The following is a 19,354-nucleotide window of genomic DNA, read 5'->3' as shown; positions in this document are numbered from 1 at the left end:
ACAGGCGCGTGCCGGATGGGCGGCAGTGGGACCCGATTCAGCCCGGCGGTCAACCGTGGCGGCCCTGGGGCGTTGCCGCTGCAGTGCAACTGTCACCGTCGCGGTCGTTTCGCCTGTCGAGCGTTACTTCAGTAATGCTCAATTGCAGGAGAGCAGCGATATGCTTCGCACAGCCGCCCCACGGTCGCACCCACGCGCCCGGCCCGCCCTCAGGAGTTGTCGCATGTCGCGTTTTTGGAAGATCACACTGCTGGTTGTCGCGGTGCTCGTCGTGGTGTTCGTCGCAATGCGGATGATGGGTGGGGGCAAGCGCGCAGGCGCAGCCGGCGGCGAGAACACCGAAGACAACGGCCCGGTGCCGGTCACGGTCGTGGCGGCCACCACGCAGGATGTCCCGGTCTATGCCAGCGCGCTGGGCACGGTCACCGCGCTCAATACGGTCACGGTCAACCCGCAGGTCGGTGGCCAGCTGATGAGCCTGAACTTCAAGGAAGGCCAGGAAGTGAAGAAGGGCGATCTGCTGGCGCAGATCGATCCACGCACGTTGCAAGCCAGCTACGACCAGGCGTTGGCAGCCAAACGCCAGAACCAGGCGCTGTTGGCGACCTCGCGGGTGAACTACCAGCGTTCCAACGACCCGGCCTACAAGCAGTACGTTTCGCGCACGGACCTGGACACCCAGCGCAACCAGGTTGCCCAGTACGAGGCAGCGGTCTCTGCCAACGATGCGCAGATGCGCTCGGCGCAGGTGCAGTTGCAGTTCACCCGGGTGACCGCGCCAATCGACGGCATCGCCGGCATCCGCGGCGTGGACGTGGGCAACATCGTCAGCAGCACCTCCACCATCGTCACCCTGACCCAGATCCGTCCGATCTATGTGTCCTTCAACCTGCCCGAGCGCGAACTGCAGGCGGTGCGCAGTGGCCAGGCGGCGGTACCGCTGGGCGTGGCGGCGCTGGATCGCGGCGATGCGCATGTGATCAGCGGCGACGGCAAGCTGGATGTCATCGATAACCGCATCGCTGCCGACAGCGGGACCTTCGGCGCACGCGCGATCTTCGACAACACAGACAACGCGCTGTGGCCGGGCCAGTTCGTCAACGTGCGCCTGCAGCTGCGCACCATCACCGGCGGCACCGTGGTGCCGACCCAGTCGGTGCAGCGCGGCCCGGACGGCGACTACGTCTATGTGGTGGGCAACGACAACACCGCGCAGATGCGCACCGTGGTGCAGGGCGTGGAAGTGGACGACAGCCATGTGCAGGTCACCAAGGGCCTCAAGCCCGGCGAGCGGGTGGTCACCGAAGGCCAGTTCCGGCTCAAGCCGGGCAGCAAGGTCAGCGCACTCAAGCCGGGCGAGACGCCACCGGAGCCGACCGAGGCCGAACTGAAGGCGGCGAAGGACAAACAGGACCGTGCTGGTGGCAACGGCGGCCGTCGTGGCGGCGGTCCGCGCTAATTCTCGACCAGCGGCGACGCAACCTCCGTCGCCGATGTGCCTCGGCGCTGCATGCGCCGGCTTCGCTTGACGTCTTCAGCAAGGACACCCCCCGTGGGCTTTTCGACCATCTTCATCCGCCGCCCGATCGCCACTTCGTTGCTGATGGCGGGCGTCCTGCTGCTAGGCATCCTGGGCTACCGTCAGTTGCCGGTCTCGGCGTTGCCGGAAATCGACGCCCCCAGCCTGGTCGTCACCACCCAGTATCCCGGCGCCAATGCGACCACCATGGCCTCGCTGGTGACCACGCCGCTGGAGCGCCAGTTGGGGCAGATCTCCGGGCTGCAGATGATGACCTCCGATTCGTCGGCGGGCCTGTCCACGATCATTCTGCAGTTCTCGATGGAGCGCGATATCGATATCGCCTCGCAGGATGTGCAGGCGGCGATCCGCCAGGCCACCCTGCCCTCGTCGCTGCCGTACCAGCCGGTCTACAACCGGGTCAATCCGGCCGACGCTGCGATTCTCACGCTCAAGCTCACCTCCGATTCGCTGCCGCTGCGCGAGGTCAACCGCTATGCGGATGCGATTCTGGCCCAGCGCCTGTCGCAGGTGCCGGGCGTGGGCCTGGTGTCGATCGCCGGCAACGTGCGGCCCGCGGTGCGTATCCAGGTCAACCCGGCGCAGCTGTCGAACATGGGCCTGACCATGGAGTCGCTGCGCAGCGCGCTGACCCAGACCAATGTCAGCGCGCCCAAGGGCTCGCTCAACGGCAAGACCCAGTCCTACAGCATCGGCACCAACGACCAGCTCACCGATGCGGCGCAGTACCGCGAGACCATCATCAGCTACAAAAATGGCCGCCCGGTGCGGCTGGCCGACGTGGCCAACGTGGTCGATGGCGTGGAAAACGACCAGTTGGCCGCCTGGGCCGACGGCAAGCAGGCGGTGCTGCTGGAGATTCGCCGCCAGCCGGGCGCCAACATCGTGCAGACGGTGGAGCAGATCCGCAGCATCCTGCCGCAGCTGCAATCGGTGTTGCCGGCCGATGTGCACCTGGAAGTGTTCTCCGACCGCACCGAAACCATTCGCGCCTCGGTGCACGAAGTGAAGTTCACCCTGGTGCTGACCATCGCGCTGGTGGTGGCGGTGATCTTCGTGTTCCTGCGCCGGCTGTGGGCCACCATCATTCCCTCGGTGGCGGTGCCGTTGTCGCTGGCCGGCACCTTCGGGGTGATGGCGTTCGCCGGCATGTCGCTGGACAACCTGTCGCTGATGGCGCTGGTGGTGGCGACCGGGTTCGTGGTCGACGATGCGATCGTGATGATCGAAAACATCGTGCGCTACATCGAACAGGGCAAGAGCGGGCCGGAAGCGGCCGAGATCGGCGCCAAGCAGATCGGCTTCACCGTGTTGTCGCTGACCGTCTCGCTGGTGGCGGTGTTCCTGCCGCTGCTGCTGATGCCGGGCGTGACCGGGCGGCTATTCCACGAGTTTGCGTGGGTGCTGTCGATTGCGGTGGTGATCTCGATGCTGGTGTCGCTGACGCTGACGCCGATGATGTGCGCCTACCTGCTCAAGCCCGATGCCTTGCCCGAAAGCGAAGACGCGCACGAACGCGCAGCGGCCGCCGGCAAGACCAATCTGTGGACACGCACGGTGGGCACTTACGAGCGCAGCCTCGACTGGGTGCTGGCCCACCAACCGCTGACCCTGGCCGTGGCGATCGGCGCGGTGGCGTTGACGGTGGTGCTGTATGTGGCGATTCCCAAGGGCCTACTGCCCGAGCAGGACACCGGCCTGATCACCGGCGTGGTGCAGGCCGACCAGAACGTGGCCTTCCCGCAGATGGAGCAGCGCACCCAAGCGGTGGCTGCCGCACTGAGAAAAGACCCGGCGGTGACCGGCGTGGCCGCCTTCATCGGTGCCGGCACCATGAACCCCACGCTCAACCAGGGCCAGTTGTCGATCGTGCTGAAGACGCGCGGCGACCGTGATGGTCTGGACGAGGTGCTGCCGCGCCTGCAGAAAGCCGTGGCCGGCATCCCGGGCGTGGCGCTGTTCCTCAAGCCGGTGCAGGACGTCACCCTGGACACGCGCGTGGCCGCCACCGAATACCAGTATTCGATCTCGGACGTGGACAGCACCGAGCTGGCCACCTGGGCCGGGCGCATGACCGAGACGATGCGCAAACTGCCCGAGCTGGCCGATGTGGACAACAACCTGGCCAACCAGGGACGCGCGCTGGAATTGAGCATCGATCGCGACAAGGCCAGCATGCTCGGCGTGCCGATGCAGACCATCGACGACACGCTGTACGACTCGTTCGGTCAGCGCCAGATCTCCACCATCTTCACCGAGCTCAATCAGTATCGGGTGGTGCTGGAAGTGGCGCCGGAATTCCGCACCAGCACCGCATTGATGAACCAGCTGGCAGTGGCCAGTAACGGCAACGGCGCGCTGACCGGCACCAACGCAACCAGCTTCGGCCAGGTGACCTCGTCCAATTCGTCTACTGCCACCGGCGTGGGCGCGCAGAACACCGGCATCGTGGTCGGTGCCGGCAGCATCATCCCGCTGGCCTCGCTGGCCGAAGCCAAGGTCACCAACACCCCGTTGGTGGTGAGCCACCAGCAGCAGCTGCCGGCGGTCACCATCTCGTTCAATCTGGCGCCGGGGCATTCGCTGTCGCAAGCCGTGGCGGCGATCGAGAAAGCGCGCGAAGCGCTCAAGATCCCGATCCAGGTGCATGCGCAGTTCGTTGGCAAGGCCGCCGAATTCACCGGCAGCCAGACCGATATCGTGTGGCTGCTGCTGGCCTCGATCGTGGTGATCTACATCGTGCTGGGCGTGCTGTATGAGAGCTACATCCACCCGCTGACGATCATCTCCACGCTGCCGCCGGCCGGCGTTGGCGCATTGCTGGCGTTGATGATGTGCGGGTTGAGCCTGTCGGTGGACGGCATCGTCGGCATCGTGCTGCTGATCGGCATCGTCAAGAAGAACGCCATCATGATGATCGACTTCGCCATCGACGCACGCCGCGAAGGGGCGAACGCGCACGATGCGATCCGCCGCGCCTGCCTGCTGCGCTTCCGTCCGATCATGATGACCACCGCTGCCGCGATGCTGGGCGCATTGCCGCTGGCGCTGGGCACCGGCATCGGCTCGGAATTGCGCCGCCCGCTGGGCATCGCGATTGTGGGTGGCCTGTTGCTGTCGCAGCTGGTGACGCTGTACACCACCCCGGTGATCTATCTGTACATGGAACGCGCCGGCGAGCGGTTGCGTGCCTGGCGCGCGCGCCGTGCAGCACGCCGTGATGGCATGAACCCGGCGCCTCCCTCGGAGCGTCCGGCATGAGGACCGGTCGCGGCATCGCTGATCGGTCTGCTGGCCCGCGGCATCGCCTGCTCGCACGCACGCGTGGCAGCCGCTTTGGCTTTGGCTTTGGCTTCGGTTCTGACTTTTACCGATTCCCGAATCCCGATTCCCGATTCCCGGCAGTCAATCCATGAACATCTCCGCGCCCTTCATCAAGCGCCCGATCGGCACCTCGTTGCTGGCGATCGGTTTGTTCGTGATCGGATTGATGTGCTACCTGCGGCTGGGCGTGGCGTCGTTGCCGAACATCCAGATCCCGGTGATCTTCGTGCACGCCACGCAGTCCGGCGCCGACGCCAGCACCATGGCCTCCACCGTCACCGCACCGCTGGAACGTCACCTGGGCCAATTGCCTGGGATCGACCGCATGCGCTCGTCCAGTTCGGAGAGCAGCAGCCTGGTCGTGCTGGTGTTCCAGAGCAGTCGCAATATCGATTCAGCCGCGCTAGACATCCAGACCGCGATCAATGCGTCGCAATCGGACCTGCCCTCCGGGCTCGGCACGCCGATGTACTCCAAGGCCAACCCGAACGACGACCCCGTGATCGCCATCGCGTTGACCTCGGAAACGCAATCGGCCGATGACCTCTACAACGTGGCCGACTCGCTGCTGGCGCAGCGGCTGCGCCAGATCACCGGCATCAGCTCGGTGGATATCGCCGGCGCCGCCACGCCGGCGGTGCGCGTGGACGTGGACCTGCGCGCGCTCAACGCGCTAGGCCTGACCCCGGACAATCTACGCAACGCGGTGCGCGCCGCCAACGTCACCTCGCCGACCGGATTCCTGTCCGACGGCAACACCACCATGGCCATCATCGCCAACGATTCGGTGTCCAAGGCCGCCGATTTTGCGCAGCTGGCGATCGCCACCCAGTCCAACGGACGCATCGTGCGGCTGGGCGATGTAGCCACCGTCTACGACGGCCAGCAGGACGCGTATCAAGCCGCCTGGTTCGACGGCAAACCGGCGGTCGTGATGTATGCCTTCACCCGCGCCGGCGCCAACATCGTCGAGACCGTGGATCAGGTAAAGGCGCAGATTCCCGAGCTGCGCAGCTATCTGCAGCCCGGTACCACGCTCACCCCCTACTTCGACCGCACGCCCACCATCCGCGCCTCGCTGCACGAGGTGCAGGCCACGCTGATGATCAGCCTGGCGATGGTGATCCTGACCATGGCGCTGTTCCTGCGCCGGCTCGCGCCCACGCTGATTGCCGCCGTCACCGTGCCGTTATCGCTGGCCGGCTCGGCGCTGGTGATGTACATGCTGGGCTTCACCTTGAACAACCTCAGCCTGCTGGCGTTGGTGATCGCGATCGGGTTCGTGGTCGACGATGCGATCGTGGTGATCGAAAACGTCATGCGGCATCTGGACGAAGGCATGCCGCGCATGCAGGCCGCGCTGACCGGTGCGCGCGAGATCGGCTTCACCATCGTCTCGATCACCGCCTCGCTGGTGGCGGTGTTCATTCCGATGTTGTTTGCCAGCGGCATGGTCGGTGCGTTCTTCCGCGAGTTCACCGTGACCTTGGTGGCGGCGATCGTGGTGTCGATGCTGGTGTCGCTGACCTTGACCCCGGCGCTGTGCAGCCGCTTCCTGTCGGCGCACACCGAGCCGGAAAAACCCGGCCGTTTCGGTGACTGGCTGGACCGCATGCACGCGCGCATGCTCGCCGTTTACACCGTGGCGCTGGACTTTTCGTTGCGCCACGCACTGCTGCTGTCGTTGACGCCCTTGCTGTTGATTGCCGCCACCATTTTTCTGGGCGGCGCGGTCAAGAAGGGTTCGTTCCCCGCGCAGGACACCGGCCTGATCTGGGGCCGTGCCAATTCCAGCGCCACGGTGTCCTTCGCCGACATGGTCAGCCGCCAGCGCCGCATCACCGACATGCTGATGGCCGACCCGGCGGTGAAGACCGTCGGTGCGCGGCTGGGTTCCGGCCGCCAGGGGTCGAGCGCTTCGTTCAATATCGAACTGAAAAAACGTAGCGATGGCCGCCGCGACACCACCGCGCAGGTCGTCGCACGGCTGAGCGCCAAGGCCGACCGTTACCCCGATCTGGACTTGCGCCTGCGCGCGATCCAGGACCTGCCCAGCGATGGCGGCGGCGGTACCAGCCAGGGCGCGCAATACCGCGTCTCGCTGCAGGGCAACGACCTGCCGCAGTTGCAGGAATGGCTGCCCAAATTGCAGGCCGCGCTGAAAAAGAACCCGCGCCTGCGCGATGTCGGCACCGATGTGGATACCTCAGGCCTGCGCCAGAACATCGTGATCGACCGCGCCAAGGCCGCGCGTCTGGGCATCTCGGTCGGTGCCATCGATGGCGCGCTGTATGGCGCGTTCGGCCAGCGCTCCATTTCCACCATCTATTCCGATCTCAATCAGTACAGCGTCGTGGTCAATGCGCTGCCGTCGCAGACCGCCACGCCCAAGGCGCTGGATCAGATCTTCGTGCCCAACCGTACCGGCCAGATGGTGCCGATCACTGCCGTGGCCACGCAGGTTCCGGGCCTGGCACCGCCGCAGATCATCCATGAAAACCAGTACGCCACGATGGACCTGAGCTATAACCTGGCGCCGGGCGTGAGCACTGGCGAGGCGGATTTGATCATCAAATCCACCGCGGAAGGGTTGCGCATGCCCGAGGGCATCCGGCTCAGTGGCGACGACAGTTTCAACGTGCAACTCAGCCCCAATTCGATGGGCATTCTGCTGCTGGCAGCGGTGCTCACCGTCTACATCGTGCTGGGCATGCTGTACGAGAGCCTGATCCACCCGGTGACCATCCTGTCCACCCTGCCGGCGGCCGGTGTCGGCGCGCTACTGGCGTTGTTCATCACCAAAACCGAACTGTCGGTGGTCTCGATGATCGCGTTGGTGCTGCTGATCGGCATCGTCAAGAAGAACGCCATCATGATGATCGACTTCGCGCTGGTGGCGCAGCGCGTGCACGGCATGGACGCGCGCGCAGCCGCACGCGAGGCGTCGATCGTGCGCTTCCGCCCGATCATGATGACCACGATGGTGGCGATCCTGGCAGCGGTACCGCTGGCGGTGGGCCTGGGCGAAGGTTCGGAGCTGCGTCGCCCGCTGGGTATCGCGATGATCGGTGGACTGGTGTTCTCGCAGAGCCTGACCCTGCTCAGCACCCCGGCGCTGTATGTGATCTTCTCGTGCCTGAGCGAACGCTGGAAAGCGCGTCGCGCCCGTGCGCGCGCACGCCGCGCCGAACGCGCTGCGGCGCGGCGTGCGGCGGCACAAGCGCGCTGAGGTGTCGCAACGGCACGGTCGCACAGCCACGCATTGCGGCCTTCAATGCGTGGTTATGCAGCCAAGCGAACCCGTTCGCCTGCGTGGTGATCCATGGATTGGTCTCTGCTGCATCTGCACGCAGGCACCAAGGCTTGGGCATGTGCACCGGCCGCTTCGGCATCCAAGGGCTGGCTGCCGGCCGTTACCGGTCTGGAAGGTTTTCCATAGCAGTGGCGCGCCGTCGGACTGACACGGCGACGCCGTCGCAATGCCGTCCCGAATTCGGCGCGTGCTAGGTCAGCAATCCCTGCAAGGACTCGCGCTCCAGCTGCGCGTACAGCGCGAATTCGTCGTACACCTGCGCACCCAACGCCTGTTCGAAACTGCGTTTGCTCGAATGGGCGGCATAGGCACGCTGTTCGGCGCCCCCGAGGTTGGACTGGAAGATACCGGCCGCACTGACCGGCAAGAAATCTTCGTAGATAATCGGGTCGGCGCTGACCAGGCCAAGCGCGATCGCGGTTTCTGCCGGCATGGCGGCCACTTTCGCCGGGGCGGCGTGGCCGGCGTCGGTGAGCGCATAGCGGAAATACCCCAGGCCTTCCTGACGCAGCAAGGCCTCGTCATCGGGGAAGGCCACGAAAGCGGTCTGCAGCCGGGTGACGTAATCGGTGCCCGTGCTGCCGGCACCGTCGGCATCGCGCGCCTGCGCCAGCAGCGCGTCGTAGAGCGCGCGGCCCTTGGGTGTGAGCGCGAGCCCGCGCTGCTCGATCTCGCCGAAGCGTGCGGTGTGCGTGCCGTGCTCCGGCTGCCCGTCATCGCCGACGAAACGTACCGGCTCGTCCAATGCCTTGAAACTGGTCTGCCGCAACAGGATCGGCACGCGCCGACGCGGTGGCCCCTCGATCACCGCCTTCGCGTCGATGCCGGCACGCTGCATCTGTTCCTGCGCCGCATCGATATCCAGCGTACGCGGAGTGAGGTGATTGATGTGCGGGCCGTGGAAGCTCACCACATCGGCGATCAACTTGTGCGCATCGCTCAGCGCGCGGTAGATCGGTAGCGACACCGTGGCATCGCCATGCCAGCGGAAGGTTTCCAGCGCCTCGGCCACGAACTGCCGTGCCTGGTCGGCGTCCAGTCCGACTTGCTGTTCGTAGCGCTCGATCAACTGCAAGGCGCCGGCGGTAAAGATCTGTCGCTGCTGCAGAATCTGCTCGGCCTGTGCGCGCAAGGTGGCGTCTTCGATCAACTCCAGCCGCAGCAGCGAGGTGAACACGCGAAATGGGTTGGCCGACAGCGCCGCTTCGTCGATGGGGCGGAACGCGGTGGAATGCACCGGTACGCCGGCCACCGACAGATCGTAATAGCCCACCGGCTGCATGCCCATCACCGCGAACAGCCGGCGCAACGTGGCCAGTTCGGCCGCCGTGCCGACGCGGATGGCGCCATGCCGCTCCAGATCCAGCCGCGCGCGCTCGTCGTTGCGCTGCAGCCGCGTCGCCAGCGCAGGATCGGCCTGCAGCGTCTGCGCGTTGACCTGCGCCACCAGCGACATCAGATCGCCATACAACGGCACCTCGGCGCGATACATGTCCGACATCGCCTGGGCGAACCAGCTACGGATCTGATCGGGAGAGACAAAGGCGGTATCGCGCATGGGCTGGTCCTGGCCAAATGCCGGCCGAACGCCAGCGTTGGCGCATTCTCGCCGACCGTGCCCTGCCGCGACCAGTGGCACGGCAGCATCGCAGGCCACGTGTCAGCAAGCAGACAGCCGCACACTGCGGGAAGGGACATGGCGCTACGACGCAGCGACCGCGTCAGAGCCCGGTCTGGGCCGCCGCTTCGGCCGCTTCGCTGGCCTGGCGCGCCGCTTCCAGACGCTGCGCATGATCGCCGAGCTGACGCCGCAGCACGACGTCCAGGGTGATCGGGCGTTCCCAGTGGTCGTAGCTGGCGACGATGGCGTGCCGCAGCGCGCGCATGTGCATGGTGTCCGGCGCCACCGACAGCCGCGTGACCACGCCCTCCCAGCCATCGCGATGGTTGCGGCTGTAGGCACGTACCGTGTCGCGGCACGACAGCTGCACGGTCTGCGCCCAGAAACACGCGAAATAGATATCCCCCGCATGCCAGCCGTGCACTTGCAGCAGCGCCTGCACATACGCGCGCGGTGTGCCGGTATAGCGCGCCACCTCATCGATGAAGCTGGCCGGATAGCGCTGCGCATAACTGCCCATGTCGGCCAGATGCTGGTCCACCCAGGCGTCGCCAGTCCCCGGGATCACTGCTGGCGCCGCAGCTTCCGCCGCAGCCGGTGTTGCCGATGCAGGCGAGGTCTGCGCAGCACCCAGCGCCGGCCACAGCAATGCCACCAGCAAGGGCACCAGCAATGGCAGAGAGCGCAACACGCAGGGGCTGGACGCAGGCATGTAGCGATGATGCCGCATGCTTGTCGTGCTGTCAGGCCAATGGCGCATTGAGGGCCGATGGTGGCCGCGGCGAGCACTCCGCGCAACGCGCAATCTCCGGCGAGGAAGCGTAGTGGACGCGTCCCACGTGTCATCTCCGGCGCAAGTGTGCGCGTAGCCGGCAGCAGACGGAGTCGCTCCGATGACCACCGCATCTGGCGGCGGTCGTTAGATGCGGCGCGCAACCTTCGGAAGTCGATGGACCGCTGCCATCACCCGGAACGCACGACTGACAACATCGGCAAGCGATCTCTGCGCCGACATGACGCACGGTCGCGCCCAGTAGCTGGGGACAACCGTGCTCTGATTCTCAGCGCAGATCGTAAACTCCGAACTGGTGAATCTCGCGGCAACCGCTCAGATCGCAGGAGCCGATGTAGCCAGGACCGATATAACGCTGGCGCGCGTCGCGGTTGTGCGGGCTGCTATACGGATCAGGGCCATAAAGGCCATTGCCATAGTAAATCTGGCCGTAGGGGCGGTTGCGCGAGGCACCAAGGCGGATTGGGCCACCAAACCCTCGGTATCCGCCGTCGCCGTCGTAGCGGCCGCCGACAGAGCCGGCGTTGCGATCGCGCTCGATCGGTCGAGCCTGCAACCTGGCGATACTCTCGCCCTGCGCATCCACATAGCCCTGCTCGCGATCGAAGCGCAACGTGCGGAAATACACCAACTCACCCTCCACCCGACGCGTGTGCAGGCGTACGTCATTGCCGCCGTCGTCGTAGTAAGGCTGCCCGTCGCGAAAGATGACTTCGCTCGGGTTGATGATTTCTTCTTCCAGCTCGGCGGCAGCCAGCGGCGCGGCGCCGGTCAGCAGCCCCAGCAACAAGGCCACGCCGGCGCGCTGGGTCATGGACAACATGGCCATCGGACTCCCTTCAAGCGCGGCCGCGCACGCATGCTCGGCTGCAAACATCCTGTCGTTGGGCGCCACAAGGCACCCGCGCGTTGACGCGTCAAGTCACTAAACCAGTATCGTCGCAACAACGGCCACCCAACTCGGCCTAGCGCTGCTGCCGCGCCAATGCATCCAGCGCATGTACCGCTGCCGGCCAGCCGGCGGCATCGGGTACTTCGCGCATGCGCGGCTCATCTTCCGCCACGCCATGCTCCTGCTCGTGCGCCCAAGTCACCGCGTACGGGGTGTAGATGCCCCAGCCGCCGATGGCCAGCACCGGCTCCACGTCCGAGCGCAGCGAATTGCCGATCATCGCAAACTGCTGCGCCGGCAGATCGAATTCGCCGAGCACGCGCGCATAGGTCTGCGGATCTTTTTCGGACACCACTTCGACCCGCGGGAACAGATCCGCCAGGCCGGACTGCTCGATCTTCTGCTCCTGATGGAAAAGGTCGCCCTTGGTGATCAGCACTACCGCGTAATCGGCGGCAATCGCACTGACCGCCTCGCGTACGCCGGCAATCACCTCGACCGGGTGCTGCAGCGTGGCACGTCCGATCTCGACGATGCGCTGGATATCGTGCGCCGCAATGCGCGCCTGGGTCAGTTCGATTGCGGTTTCGATCATCGACAGCGTCATGCCCTTGGCGCCATAACCGAATACCTTGAGGTTACGCCGCTCTACGGCCAGCAGATGCTGCTGCATGCGGCGATCGCCAAGATCGAGATAATCGGCCAGGATCGCTTCGAAATCCGCTTCGGCGGTGCGGTAATAATCCTCGCTTTTCCAGAGGGTATCGTCGCCGTCGAAGCCGACCAGTTGGATCGCCTGGCCGTCGCGTTGTGCAAGTGCGCTCATCTGGCAAGTCTAGCAGCGCGCCGATAGGGCACCGTGCTCAGTCGCCGGCGGCATCGCCCGGGCCGGGCTGATAGCTGGCGAATTCGTCGCGCGACAGACGCCCATCGCCGTTGCTGTCGAAAGCGGCAAAGTTCTCGCGCAATACCGGATCGGCGCTTGCTTCGGCCAGTGTCAGCGATCCATCGGCGTCGGTATCCAGGCTGCGGAAACTGCGCGGTGCCAGGCCGCCGGTGGAGGAGGCAGCCGATGCCTCGGCCCCGCTCGTGGAGCCGGCAGACCTGGGGGCGTCGGCCGGCAGCAAGGGCGTGGTCGCCGGTGCTGGCGGATCGATCGGCAAAGGCGACATCGCTGGGGCGGTACCGCCAGCCGTCGCCGGCGCAGGCGGTGCGGCAGTGGCAGTAGGCAACTCCGGCGGCGCGGCGAATGCCCAGAGCGGGTTTGCGAACCCGATCAACAGTGCAAAACGGAAGTACGGCATATGCATGAGCGCCCGACGCGGAACGCACACCCTAACGCGGGAGACGTCAATAAAACGGGAGCGACCCTGGCAGATCGCTCCCGCGTGTCCATCCTGTTGCTCTTGCGTGTCACAGCTTGTACCTGAGCATTGGCGTGACTCGATGCCAACACTCTGCGATGCACTACCTCCTCTCAAGACTGTTTATGGATCTATCGAACCAACGGCTCAGTTGCCCTGGGACCCACTTGCCGCACCGCCGCCCTGCTGCTTGGCGACGAAGGCTTTGTACTCATCCGGGGTCAGCTTGCCGTCCGCGTTGCCGTCGGCCTGATCGAAAATCTGCGCAAGGCCCGCGTTGACCTGCGCTTCCTGCTTGCTGATGGCGCCATCGCTATCGGTGTCCACGCTGGCCCAGGTCTGGCCGCCGCCGGATTGCGCCGAGGTGGCCGAACTACCCGACTGCGCTGCGGCATCCTGAGAGGTGCTTTGCGCCATCGCCGGCAGCGCCAGAGCGGCAGCAAGAGCGGCGGTGGCGGCGAGTAGCGAGGTGCGGTTGCGATTCTTCATTACGGTGGTCTCCTTGGCTTGGGCTTGGGAATGCACGGTGTCGCCGCACATGGCATTACCCTACCCATCGCAAATGAACGTCCAACCTGACGCAATTTTGCGCAAAACAGTCTTTTAACCACCGGCTGAACGTTTGCGGCTAATCACCTGTTAGCCCCGGGTGAGTCAAACCGAAGCGCCTCATTCACCGCATGAAATTTTGCGACTAGACCCACACTTTGAACGCGACTTTCAGGCATTCGGCGTGTCGTCGTCCCAGCGTCCGGAACTGAACAGTTTCCAACCAAGCACCACGCCGGCGAGCGCACCGGCCACTTCCAGCACCACGCGCGAGCCCAGTTCGTTGGGATCGTGGATCTTGGCCAGCGCCAAGCGCGCGTAAAGCGGCGATTCCAGCCGCACGATGCTGGTGTAGACAAGATTCCAGATGTCGTAACCGGCGCCGATGGCGACAGTGAGCAAGCAGGCAATACCGAGCGTTTGACCGTGGTTGAACTGCAAACGCCGGCCGATGCGTTCCACGGCTGCAAAGACCAGGATGCCCAGGATGAGCGCGATCAGTCCGGACTCCAGCGAACCGAGCAGGCCGAAGTGCAAGGGCAAATTCATCTTGAGGATCCAGGCAGCAGGCGCATCAGTCTAGCGGCTGCAGTGCCCGGATCCGCGTGCGGGCCGCAACCCGGGCGATCCGGACGAACTGGACGCTGGCCACAGCGATCGCACAGCCGTGGCGATGCGCAGCAGATGGCAGGCGATTGCTGGCATCAGGCCACTACCGGCTGCAATGCCGTCGCCGTGACGGGACGACAGGCGGGCCGGATAGCGGGGCCGCGGAATGGGCTCAGGCGTCGTCCTGCCCACGCGCACGCACCTGCGCCTCGCCCTCTTCATCCCAGCGCACGCTCACGGAAATCGGCTTGCAGCAGACCTGGCAATCTTCGATGTAGTGCTGATCGCCACCCGTGAGATCCAGCGCCAGCGTCATCCACTCCCCGCAGTAGGGGCAGGCGATATCAACAAAGCGTTCCGGGTCGGACATGACGGTTCCTTGGATCTGTCGAAGCCAGTGATCGGGCGTGGTGAGCGACGTCGGCGGCTGTGTCGGCAGGCTGACGCTGAAGTGTACGACTGGCCCTGTGCTGGTGCGTGCTGCGTTGCCGGTGGTGCGGCCGATGCCGACACTGTTTGCTTGAAGCGGAAACAGCGCACCGCTGTCCACGCGGGTCCGGCCTTCGAACGAAGGTCGGCATCGATGCCGGCAACTTTCGCTTTGCAATGCATACCTGCCGCAAGCCGATTGCGAGCCCTACCAGATCGGTGCGCGACGACGCAGCTGCCAACTGATCTGTCTCAGTCCACCGGTACATCGTAGGCGGTGTCAGGCGTCGGTTCGGGACGAAACGTGAAATGCCACCATTCCATCGGATAGTTGGCGAATCCTTCGGCCGCCATCGCACGCAGCAGCCGCTGACGGTGTGCGCGTTGCACTGCGCTGATATCCGGCGCGTCGGTATGCGCACGCGCATCGAAGAAATCGAACCCTGTGCCCATGTCCACCGCGTGGCACGCAGCCGACTTGCACTCCAGCAAGCCCAGATCCAGGGTCGCGCCACGGCTATGCCCGGAGGTCGGGGCGATGTAATCCCCCAGCAGCGCACGCTTGTCCACCCGTGGGTAGTACTGCGCCTTGGTCGCCTGATCCTGCAGATCCGCAGCCCAAGCCACAAACGCGTTCACAGACCGCACCGGCCGATAGCAGTCGAACACTTGTAACCTGTAACCCTCGGCCTTGAGCCTGCGCGCCACGCGCGCCAACGCTTCGGCAGCCGGCCGCAATAGATAGCACCGCGGCGCGTCATAGCCCGGCACAACCTGCCCGGTGAAGTTGTTGCGGCTTGCGTAACGCATGTCCAGTGCAATGTCCGGCGCAAGGCCGTGCACGTCAACAAGACCAGCCTCTGCAGCGGTCTTTGCCGAGGACACCTGCACCTCGCTGGCGACCAGGGCAGTTGGCGTCGTGGCGATCATCAGCAAAACGACTTGAACAAGCAGCGTCCGCCAGCAATACCCTTTCCGAAACAGCAGGTTTTCTTTCATGTTCGCTCCTTTGCGAGATGCCGAGTACGCGCCATAGATCCCGCTGTGCCTCCTTCGCCCTCAGACACGACGTAGGTCCATCATCATGGGCCTAACGGCTGTCGCCTTCGATTGGCGCAAGCGTCGGTCGTGGGCCAGAAGCTCTCGCGTCTTTGGTCAACCCATACAGGATGCGCAGATCCTCGGCATCCAGCGTGGTGGTGCTGTTACCGCGATAGTGGTGGTGAAACGCCCGCAGGGTGGCGGCAGGGTCGTCGAGGCCGTAGCCGAGCAAGACCAGCGCTTGCCATGGGTCGAAGCCTGCCGGGGCTGCGGGTCCGTCGGCAGCGGGCCAGCGGCCGAAGCCGGCTTCGGCCAGGCGCTTCCAGGGAAATAACGGGCCGGGATCGTTCTTGCGCGTCGGGGCAACGTCTTCGTGACCAACGATCTGCGTGCGCGGGATGCGTAGGCGTTTACACACGTCGTCCAGCAGCACCAACAGGCTGTCGATCTGCGCTGGCGCGAAGGGTTCGCTGCCGTCGTTGTCCAGTTCGATGCCGATCGACGCCGAATTGATGTCGGTAATAGTGCCCCAGCGACCGGCACCGCCGTGCCAGGCGCGTTGCGCATCGCTGACCAACTGGTAGCGTTTTCCATCTTTGCCGATCAAATAGTGCGCACTGACGCGACCACCGCTGTTGCGCCCGCGCAGCGTACTCAGGCTTTGCTGCACCGAATGCTGGTCGGTGAAATGCAACACGATCAGGATCGGTCGCCGCGTGTCGTAATTGGGCGAAGGAACCCACTGCGCCAGCGGGTTGCGCTGCGGTGCGTGCGCACAGGCGCCCAGCGACAGCGCGACCAGGCAGAGGGCTGCACGCAGCCAGGCCGAGGACGAGAGAGGAACGCTGGGCAGCACGGATTTCTCCTGGGAAGGCCGGACGACCTGCGCGGCGCGTCCGGCTCGGCCACGCTGCTGTCGCACAACCATTATCCGCCGAGTTGATGCTTGCGTGGCTTTCACCGCAAGAGAATCGGCGGAGTCACCTTGCGCGCTGCGGGCGCCGGTCGTTGGCAGCGCCTCCCAACTTGGCAAGACGCGCCATTGCGGAGACGGCGGCAACGGCCACTGGCGTGGCTGCGGCTGCGGCGAGATGGATGCTCCCTTCCTGCACGCTTCGCACCACCCAACGTACACTGCGGGCACGTCCTCGCCACGCAGCTGCACCGCGTGAATGCGGTCTGCGCCGTATGCCCCTATCCGATTTCGCAGCTCGCCAGCGGCTGCCTTCCTCCCGAGCTCTGCATGCCATTGCCGCGCCGCCTGCTGATGTTGCTGCTGATCGTGCTCGCCCTGCCTTGCGCCGTGTCCGCAGCTGCAGGCGTGCCGGTGGCACAAGCGCCTCCCTTCGGCGTCGGCGATGCACAGCTCACTCCAGACGATTGGATCAAGCGTCGCCCCAACGCGCAGACGCCGCGGATGCATCCCGCACAGATCGCAGACTTCAATGCGCGCCTGCTGCGCGACGATGCATCGATGCACGACATCGCGCACCTGCCCGACATGCTGCCCGCCACCGACGTGCGTGCGCGCATCGACGCGTTGTCGGCCACGCCGAGCCGGCCGCTGTACGACACAGAGGGGCGGCTTCTGGATGCCGCACGCTTGGCCGCGTTGCGCAAGGCCTTGGCATTGGACACCCTTCCCGCACAGGTTCGGCTGCGCTTTGGCCTGGTGGTGACGCGTGCTGCGTTGCGGACCTTTCCCACCGCGCAACGGGTATTCACAGGCACCGACGACCGCGATATCGACCGCTTCCAGGAATCGGCGCTGTATCCCGGCACGCCGGTCGCCATCGTGCACAGCAGTGCCGATGGTGCGTGGCAATTCGTGATCGCCGCCAATTACGCCGCCTGGATCGCAAGCGCGCATGTTGCCGAAGGCAGCCGCACCGAAGTACTGGATTACGCACAACGTGGCCCGCGCCTCATCGTCACCGCAGCCCGCGCACAGACCGCCTACACGCCGGAAAGCCCAGCGATTTCTGCACTGACGCTGGACATGGGCACCACGCTGCCATTGCTCGGCGACTGGCCGCCCCATCAGCCGGTCAACGGCCAGCTACCGCTGGCCGCCTATGTGGTGCAATTCCCGCTGCGCAGCGCCGATGGCCGTTTGCAGCTGGTGCCCGCATTGATCCCACGCGCTGCCGATGTCCACATCGGCGCCTTACCCGCCACCGACGCCGTATTGCTACGGCAGGCATTCAAATTCCTCGGCGAACGTTACGGTTGGGGCAACGATTACGACGCGCGCGATTGCAGCGGCTTCGTGCTGGATGTCTATCGCAGCCTCGGCATCACCCTGCCTCGCAATACCGGCGACCAAGCGCGCAGCCCGGTGTTGCACCGCGTGCCGTTCGATGCAGGTGCACCGTTATCGCAACGCCTGCAACAGCTCGCACAACTGCAGGTCGGCGATCTGATCTACATCCCCGGCCACGTGATGCTGGTGATCGGGCATGCGGGTGGCGCGCCTTGGGTGATCCACGATGTGGCCGGTGCCAGTTACCGCGCCGTCGATGGCAGCGTGCAGCGCGCGCGGTTGAATGGTGCGTCGGTGACACCGTTACTGCCACTGCTCGCCAGCGATGGCACTGCCTTCATCGACCACATCACCCGCATCCAACGCGTTGCACCGACGGACACCCCATGAAGATCACCGGCGTCCGGCTTGGCAGGGTACGCGTGCCACTGAAAACACCGTTCAAGACGGCCGTACGCACCGTGCAGGCGATCGAGGATGTGGTGGTGCTGTTGCAGACCGACAGCGGCCACATTGGCTATGGCGCCGCACCGGCCACCGCACCGATCACCGGCGATACGCATGGCAGCATCATTGCCGCGATCGAGCACTGTATCGGCCCCAAACTGGTCGGCCAGGACGTAGCCGATCTCAACCGGCTATGCGGGCTCGTTCAACATGCGATCGAGCGCAACACCAGTGCCAAGGCCGCCGTGGAAATCGCGCTCTACGATCTGTGGGCGCAGGCGTTCGGCGCGCCGCTATACCAGCTGCTCGGTGGGGCACGCCGCGCATCACCACCGACATCACCATCAGCGCCGATACCATCGCCACCATGGTGGCGCAGGCACAAGCGGCGCTCGCACGCGGCTATCGCGCACTGAAGATCAAGGTTGGCAAGGACATCGATTCGGATGTGAAACGTGTCACCGCGCTCCATGCGGCAGTCGCCGGGCGCGCATCGCTACGGCTGGATGCCAATCAAGGGTGGACGCCCAAACAAGCGGTGCGCACCATGCGCACACTGGAAGATGGCGGCATCGCGCTGGAGTTGCTGGAGCAACCGGTCAAGGCCGCCGATATCGACGGTCTTGCCTTCGTCACCGCACGCATCGACACGCCGGTGATGGCCGACGAAAGCATCTTCTCGCCCGCGCAGGTGATCGACCTGATCCAGCGTCGCGCCGCAGACATCATCAACATCAAACTGATGAAGACCGGCGGGCTGTCCAACGCCATCCGCATCGCCGATATCGCCGGGGTGTATGGGTTGCCATGCATGATCGGCTGCATGATCGAATCCAGCATCAGCGTCGCCGCCGCGGTGCATCTGGCGGTGGCCAAGGCCGACAGCATCACCCTGGCCGATCTGGATGCGCCTGCGCTTGGGCAGTTCGACCCCACCGAGGGCGGCGTGCAGTTCGACGAGGCACAGCTCCACATCGACGATTCGCCGGGGTTGGGCATCCGTCGCATTCGTGGGCTGGAATTGTTGCCGGACACGAGCGGCTGACAACCCTCCCAAGCCGTCGCCAGTCAGGAGTGGACCATGCACGGGAGCGCAGTGTCCGCGTGCCATCTGCCGATTCCGAACAAAGGACGCACCTGGCTGACGGCTAGGCATTAAGCCTGTTTTC

The 19,354-nt window shown here is 65.2% G+C and carries 14 protein-coding genes and 1 pseudogene; 5 read left to right on the top strand and 10 right to left on the bottom strand.

Annotated features, from left to right (window positions below; genetic code table 11):
• Positions 1–223: 223 nt before the first annotated feature.
• The 3 genes from XBLMG947_RS11415 (at position 224) to XBLMG947_RS11405 (ending at position 8,093) form a co-directional block, all read left to right on the top strand.
• A complete protein-coding gene (locus tag XBLMG947_RS11415; protein ID WP_065468741.1) occupies positions 224–1,459 on the top strand; it encodes an efflux RND transporter periplasmic adaptor subunit in 1,236 nt (411 codons plus the stop codon).
• A gap of 93 nt (positions 1,460–1,552) precedes the next feature.
• A complete protein-coding gene (locus tag XBLMG947_RS11410; protein WP_065468739.1) occupies positions 1,553–4,801 on the top strand; it encodes an efflux RND transporter permease subunit in 3,249 nt (1,082 codons plus the stop codon).
• Between the two features lie 151 nt (positions 4,802–4,952).
• The gene (locus XBLMG947_RS11405; RefSeq protein ID WP_065468737.1) at positions 4,953–8,093 is read left to right on the top strand and encodes an efflux RND transporter permease subunit; all 3,141 of its coding nucleotides are present in this window, start codon (positions 4,953–4,955) and stop codon (positions 8,091–8,093) included.
• A 274-nt stretch (positions 8,094–8,367) separates the two neighbouring features.
• On the opposite strand, the gene hglS is transcribed toward XBLMG947_RS11405, so the two are convergent.
• From hglS to XBLMG947_RS11355, 10 genes are all read right to left on the bottom strand, one after another.
• Positions 8,368–9,735 (bottom strand): 2-oxoadipate dioxygenase/decarboxylase HglS, encoded by a 1,368-nt coding sequence (hglS, locus tag XBLMG947_RS11400; RefSeq protein WP_065468735.1) that lies wholly within the window; start codon positions 9,733–9,735, stop codon positions 8,368–8,370.
• A 163-nt stretch (positions 9,736–9,898) separates the two neighbouring features.
• Positions 9,899–10,528, bottom strand: a complete 630-nt coding sequence (locus tag XBLMG947_RS11395; RefSeq protein ID WP_065468734.1) for a hypothetical protein — start codon at positions 10,526–10,528, stop codon at positions 9,899–9,901.
• Positions 10,529–10,859: 331 nt separating this feature from the next.
• Positions 10,860–11,420, bottom strand: coding sequence for a hypothetical protein (locus XBLMG947_RS11390; protein ID WP_065468732.1), 561 nt, complete (start codon positions 11,418–11,420; stop codon positions 10,860–10,862).
• A 136-nt stretch (positions 11,421–11,556) separates the two neighbouring features.
• Positions 11,557–12,309, bottom strand: coding sequence for an HAD family hydrolase (locus XBLMG947_RS11385; RefSeq protein WP_065468730.1), 753 nt, complete (start codon positions 12,307–12,309; stop codon positions 11,557–11,559).
• A 37-nt stretch (positions 12,310–12,346) separates the two neighbouring features.
• Positions 12,347–12,787 (bottom strand): EF-hand domain-containing protein, encoded by a 441-nt coding sequence (locus XBLMG947_RS11380; RefSeq protein ID WP_065468728.1) that lies wholly within the window; start codon positions 12,785–12,787, stop codon positions 12,347–12,349.
• A 207-nt stretch (positions 12,788–12,994) separates the two neighbouring features.
• A complete protein-coding gene (locus tag XBLMG947_RS11375) occupies positions 12,995–13,336 on the bottom strand; it encodes an EF-hand domain-containing protein (RefSeq protein ID WP_065468874.1) in 342 nt (113 codons plus the stop codon).
• 231 nt (positions 13,337–13,567) lie between these two features.
• Entirely contained in the window at positions 13,568–13,945 is a 378-nt protein-coding gene (locus XBLMG947_RS11370; RefSeq protein WP_065468726.1) for a hypothetical protein, read from the bottom strand.
• Between the two features lie 232 nt (positions 13,946–14,177).
• Positions 14,178–14,375 (bottom strand): CPXCG motif-containing cysteine-rich protein, encoded by a 198-nt coding sequence (locus tag XBLMG947_RS11365; protein WP_065468873.1) that lies wholly within the window; start codon positions 14,373–14,375, stop codon positions 14,178–14,180.
• 311 nt (positions 14,376–14,686) lie between these two features.
• Positions 14,687–15,433, bottom strand: coding sequence for a M15 family metallopeptidase (locus XBLMG947_RS11360; RefSeq protein ID WP_167352021.1), 747 nt, complete (start codon positions 15,431–15,433; stop codon positions 14,687–14,689).
• Between the two features lie 91 nt (positions 15,434–15,524).
• Positions 15,525–16,331 carry an N-acetylmuramoyl-L-alanine amidase gene (locus tag XBLMG947_RS11355; RefSeq protein ID WP_065468724.1) on the bottom strand — a complete coding sequence of 269 codons (807 nt, stop codon included), beginning with the start codon at positions 16,329–16,331 and terminating at the stop codon, positions 15,525–15,527.
• 387 nt (positions 16,332–16,718) lie between these two features.
• On the opposite strand from XBLMG947_RS11355, the gene XBLMG947_RS11350 reads away from it, so the two are divergent.
• Positions 16,719–18,128, top strand: a complete 1,410-nt coding sequence (locus XBLMG947_RS11350) for a C40 family peptidase (RefSeq protein ID WP_065468722.1) — start codon at positions 16,719–16,721, stop codon at positions 18,126–18,128.
• Positions 18,125–19,230: pseudogene (locus tag XBLMG947_RS11345) on the top strand (dipeptide epimerase). The gene XBLMG947_RS11350 and the pseudogene XBLMG947_RS11345 overlap by 4 nt, the downstream one beginning before the upstream one ends.
• The last annotated feature ends 124 nt before the right edge of the window (positions 19,231–19,354 follow it).

Source organism: Xanthomonas bromi, from assembly GCF_900092025.1.
Taxonomy (GTDB): domain Bacteria; phylum Pseudomonadota; class Gammaproteobacteria; order Xanthomonadales; family Xanthomonadaceae; genus Xanthomonas; species Xanthomonas bromi.
The sequence above is the reverse complement of the archived record's forward strand: the minus strand, read 5'-3'. Positions and strand labels throughout refer to the sequence as shown.

Coding starts and splice junctions, on each gene's coding strand:
- XBLMG947_RS11365 (WP_065468873.1), bottom strand. CDS start 14,375: ATGTCCGACCCGGAACGCTTTGTTGATATCGCCTGCCCCTACTGCGGG.
- XBLMG947_RS11415 (WP_065468741.1), top strand. CDS start 224: ATGTCGCGTTTTTGGAAGATCACACTGCTGGTTGTCGCGGTGCTCGTC.
- XBLMG947_RS11405 (WP_065468737.1), top strand. CDS start 4,953: ATGAACATCTCCGCGCCCTTCATCAAGCGCCCGATCGGCACCTCGTTG.
- hglS (WP_065468735.1), bottom strand. CDS start 9,735: ATGCGCGATACCGCCTTTGTCTCTCCCGATCAGATCCGTAGCTGGTTC.
- XBLMG947_RS11385 (WP_065468730.1), bottom strand. CDS start 12,309: ATGAGCGCACTTGCACAACGCGACGGCCAGGCGATCCAACTGGTCGGC.
- XBLMG947_RS11390 (WP_065468732.1), bottom strand. CDS start 11,420: ATGGCCATGTTGTCCATGACCCAGCGCGCCGGCGTGGCCTTGTTGCTG.
- XBLMG947_RS11375 (WP_065468874.1), bottom strand. CDS start 13,336: ATGAAGAATCGCAACCGCACCTCGCTACTCGCCGCCACCGCCGCTCTT.
- XBLMG947_RS11370 (WP_065468726.1), bottom strand. CDS start 13,945: ATGAATTTGCCCTTGCACTTCGGCCTGCTCGGTTCGCTGGAGTCCGGA.
- XBLMG947_RS11360 (WP_167352021.1), bottom strand. CDS start 15,433: ATGAAAGAAAACCTGCTGTTTCGGAAAGGGTATTGCTGGCGGACGCTG.
- XBLMG947_RS11395 (WP_065468734.1), bottom strand. CDS start 10,528: ATGCGGCATCATCGCTACATGCCTGCGTCCAGCCCCTGCGTGTTGCGC.
- XBLMG947_RS11350 (WP_065468722.1), top strand. CDS start 16,719: ATGCCATTGCCGCGCCGCCTGCTGATGTTGCTGCTGATCGTGCTCGCC.
- XBLMG947_RS11380 (WP_065468728.1), bottom strand. CDS start 12,787: ATGCCGTACTTCCGTTTTGCACTGTTGATCGGGTTCGCAAACCCGCTC.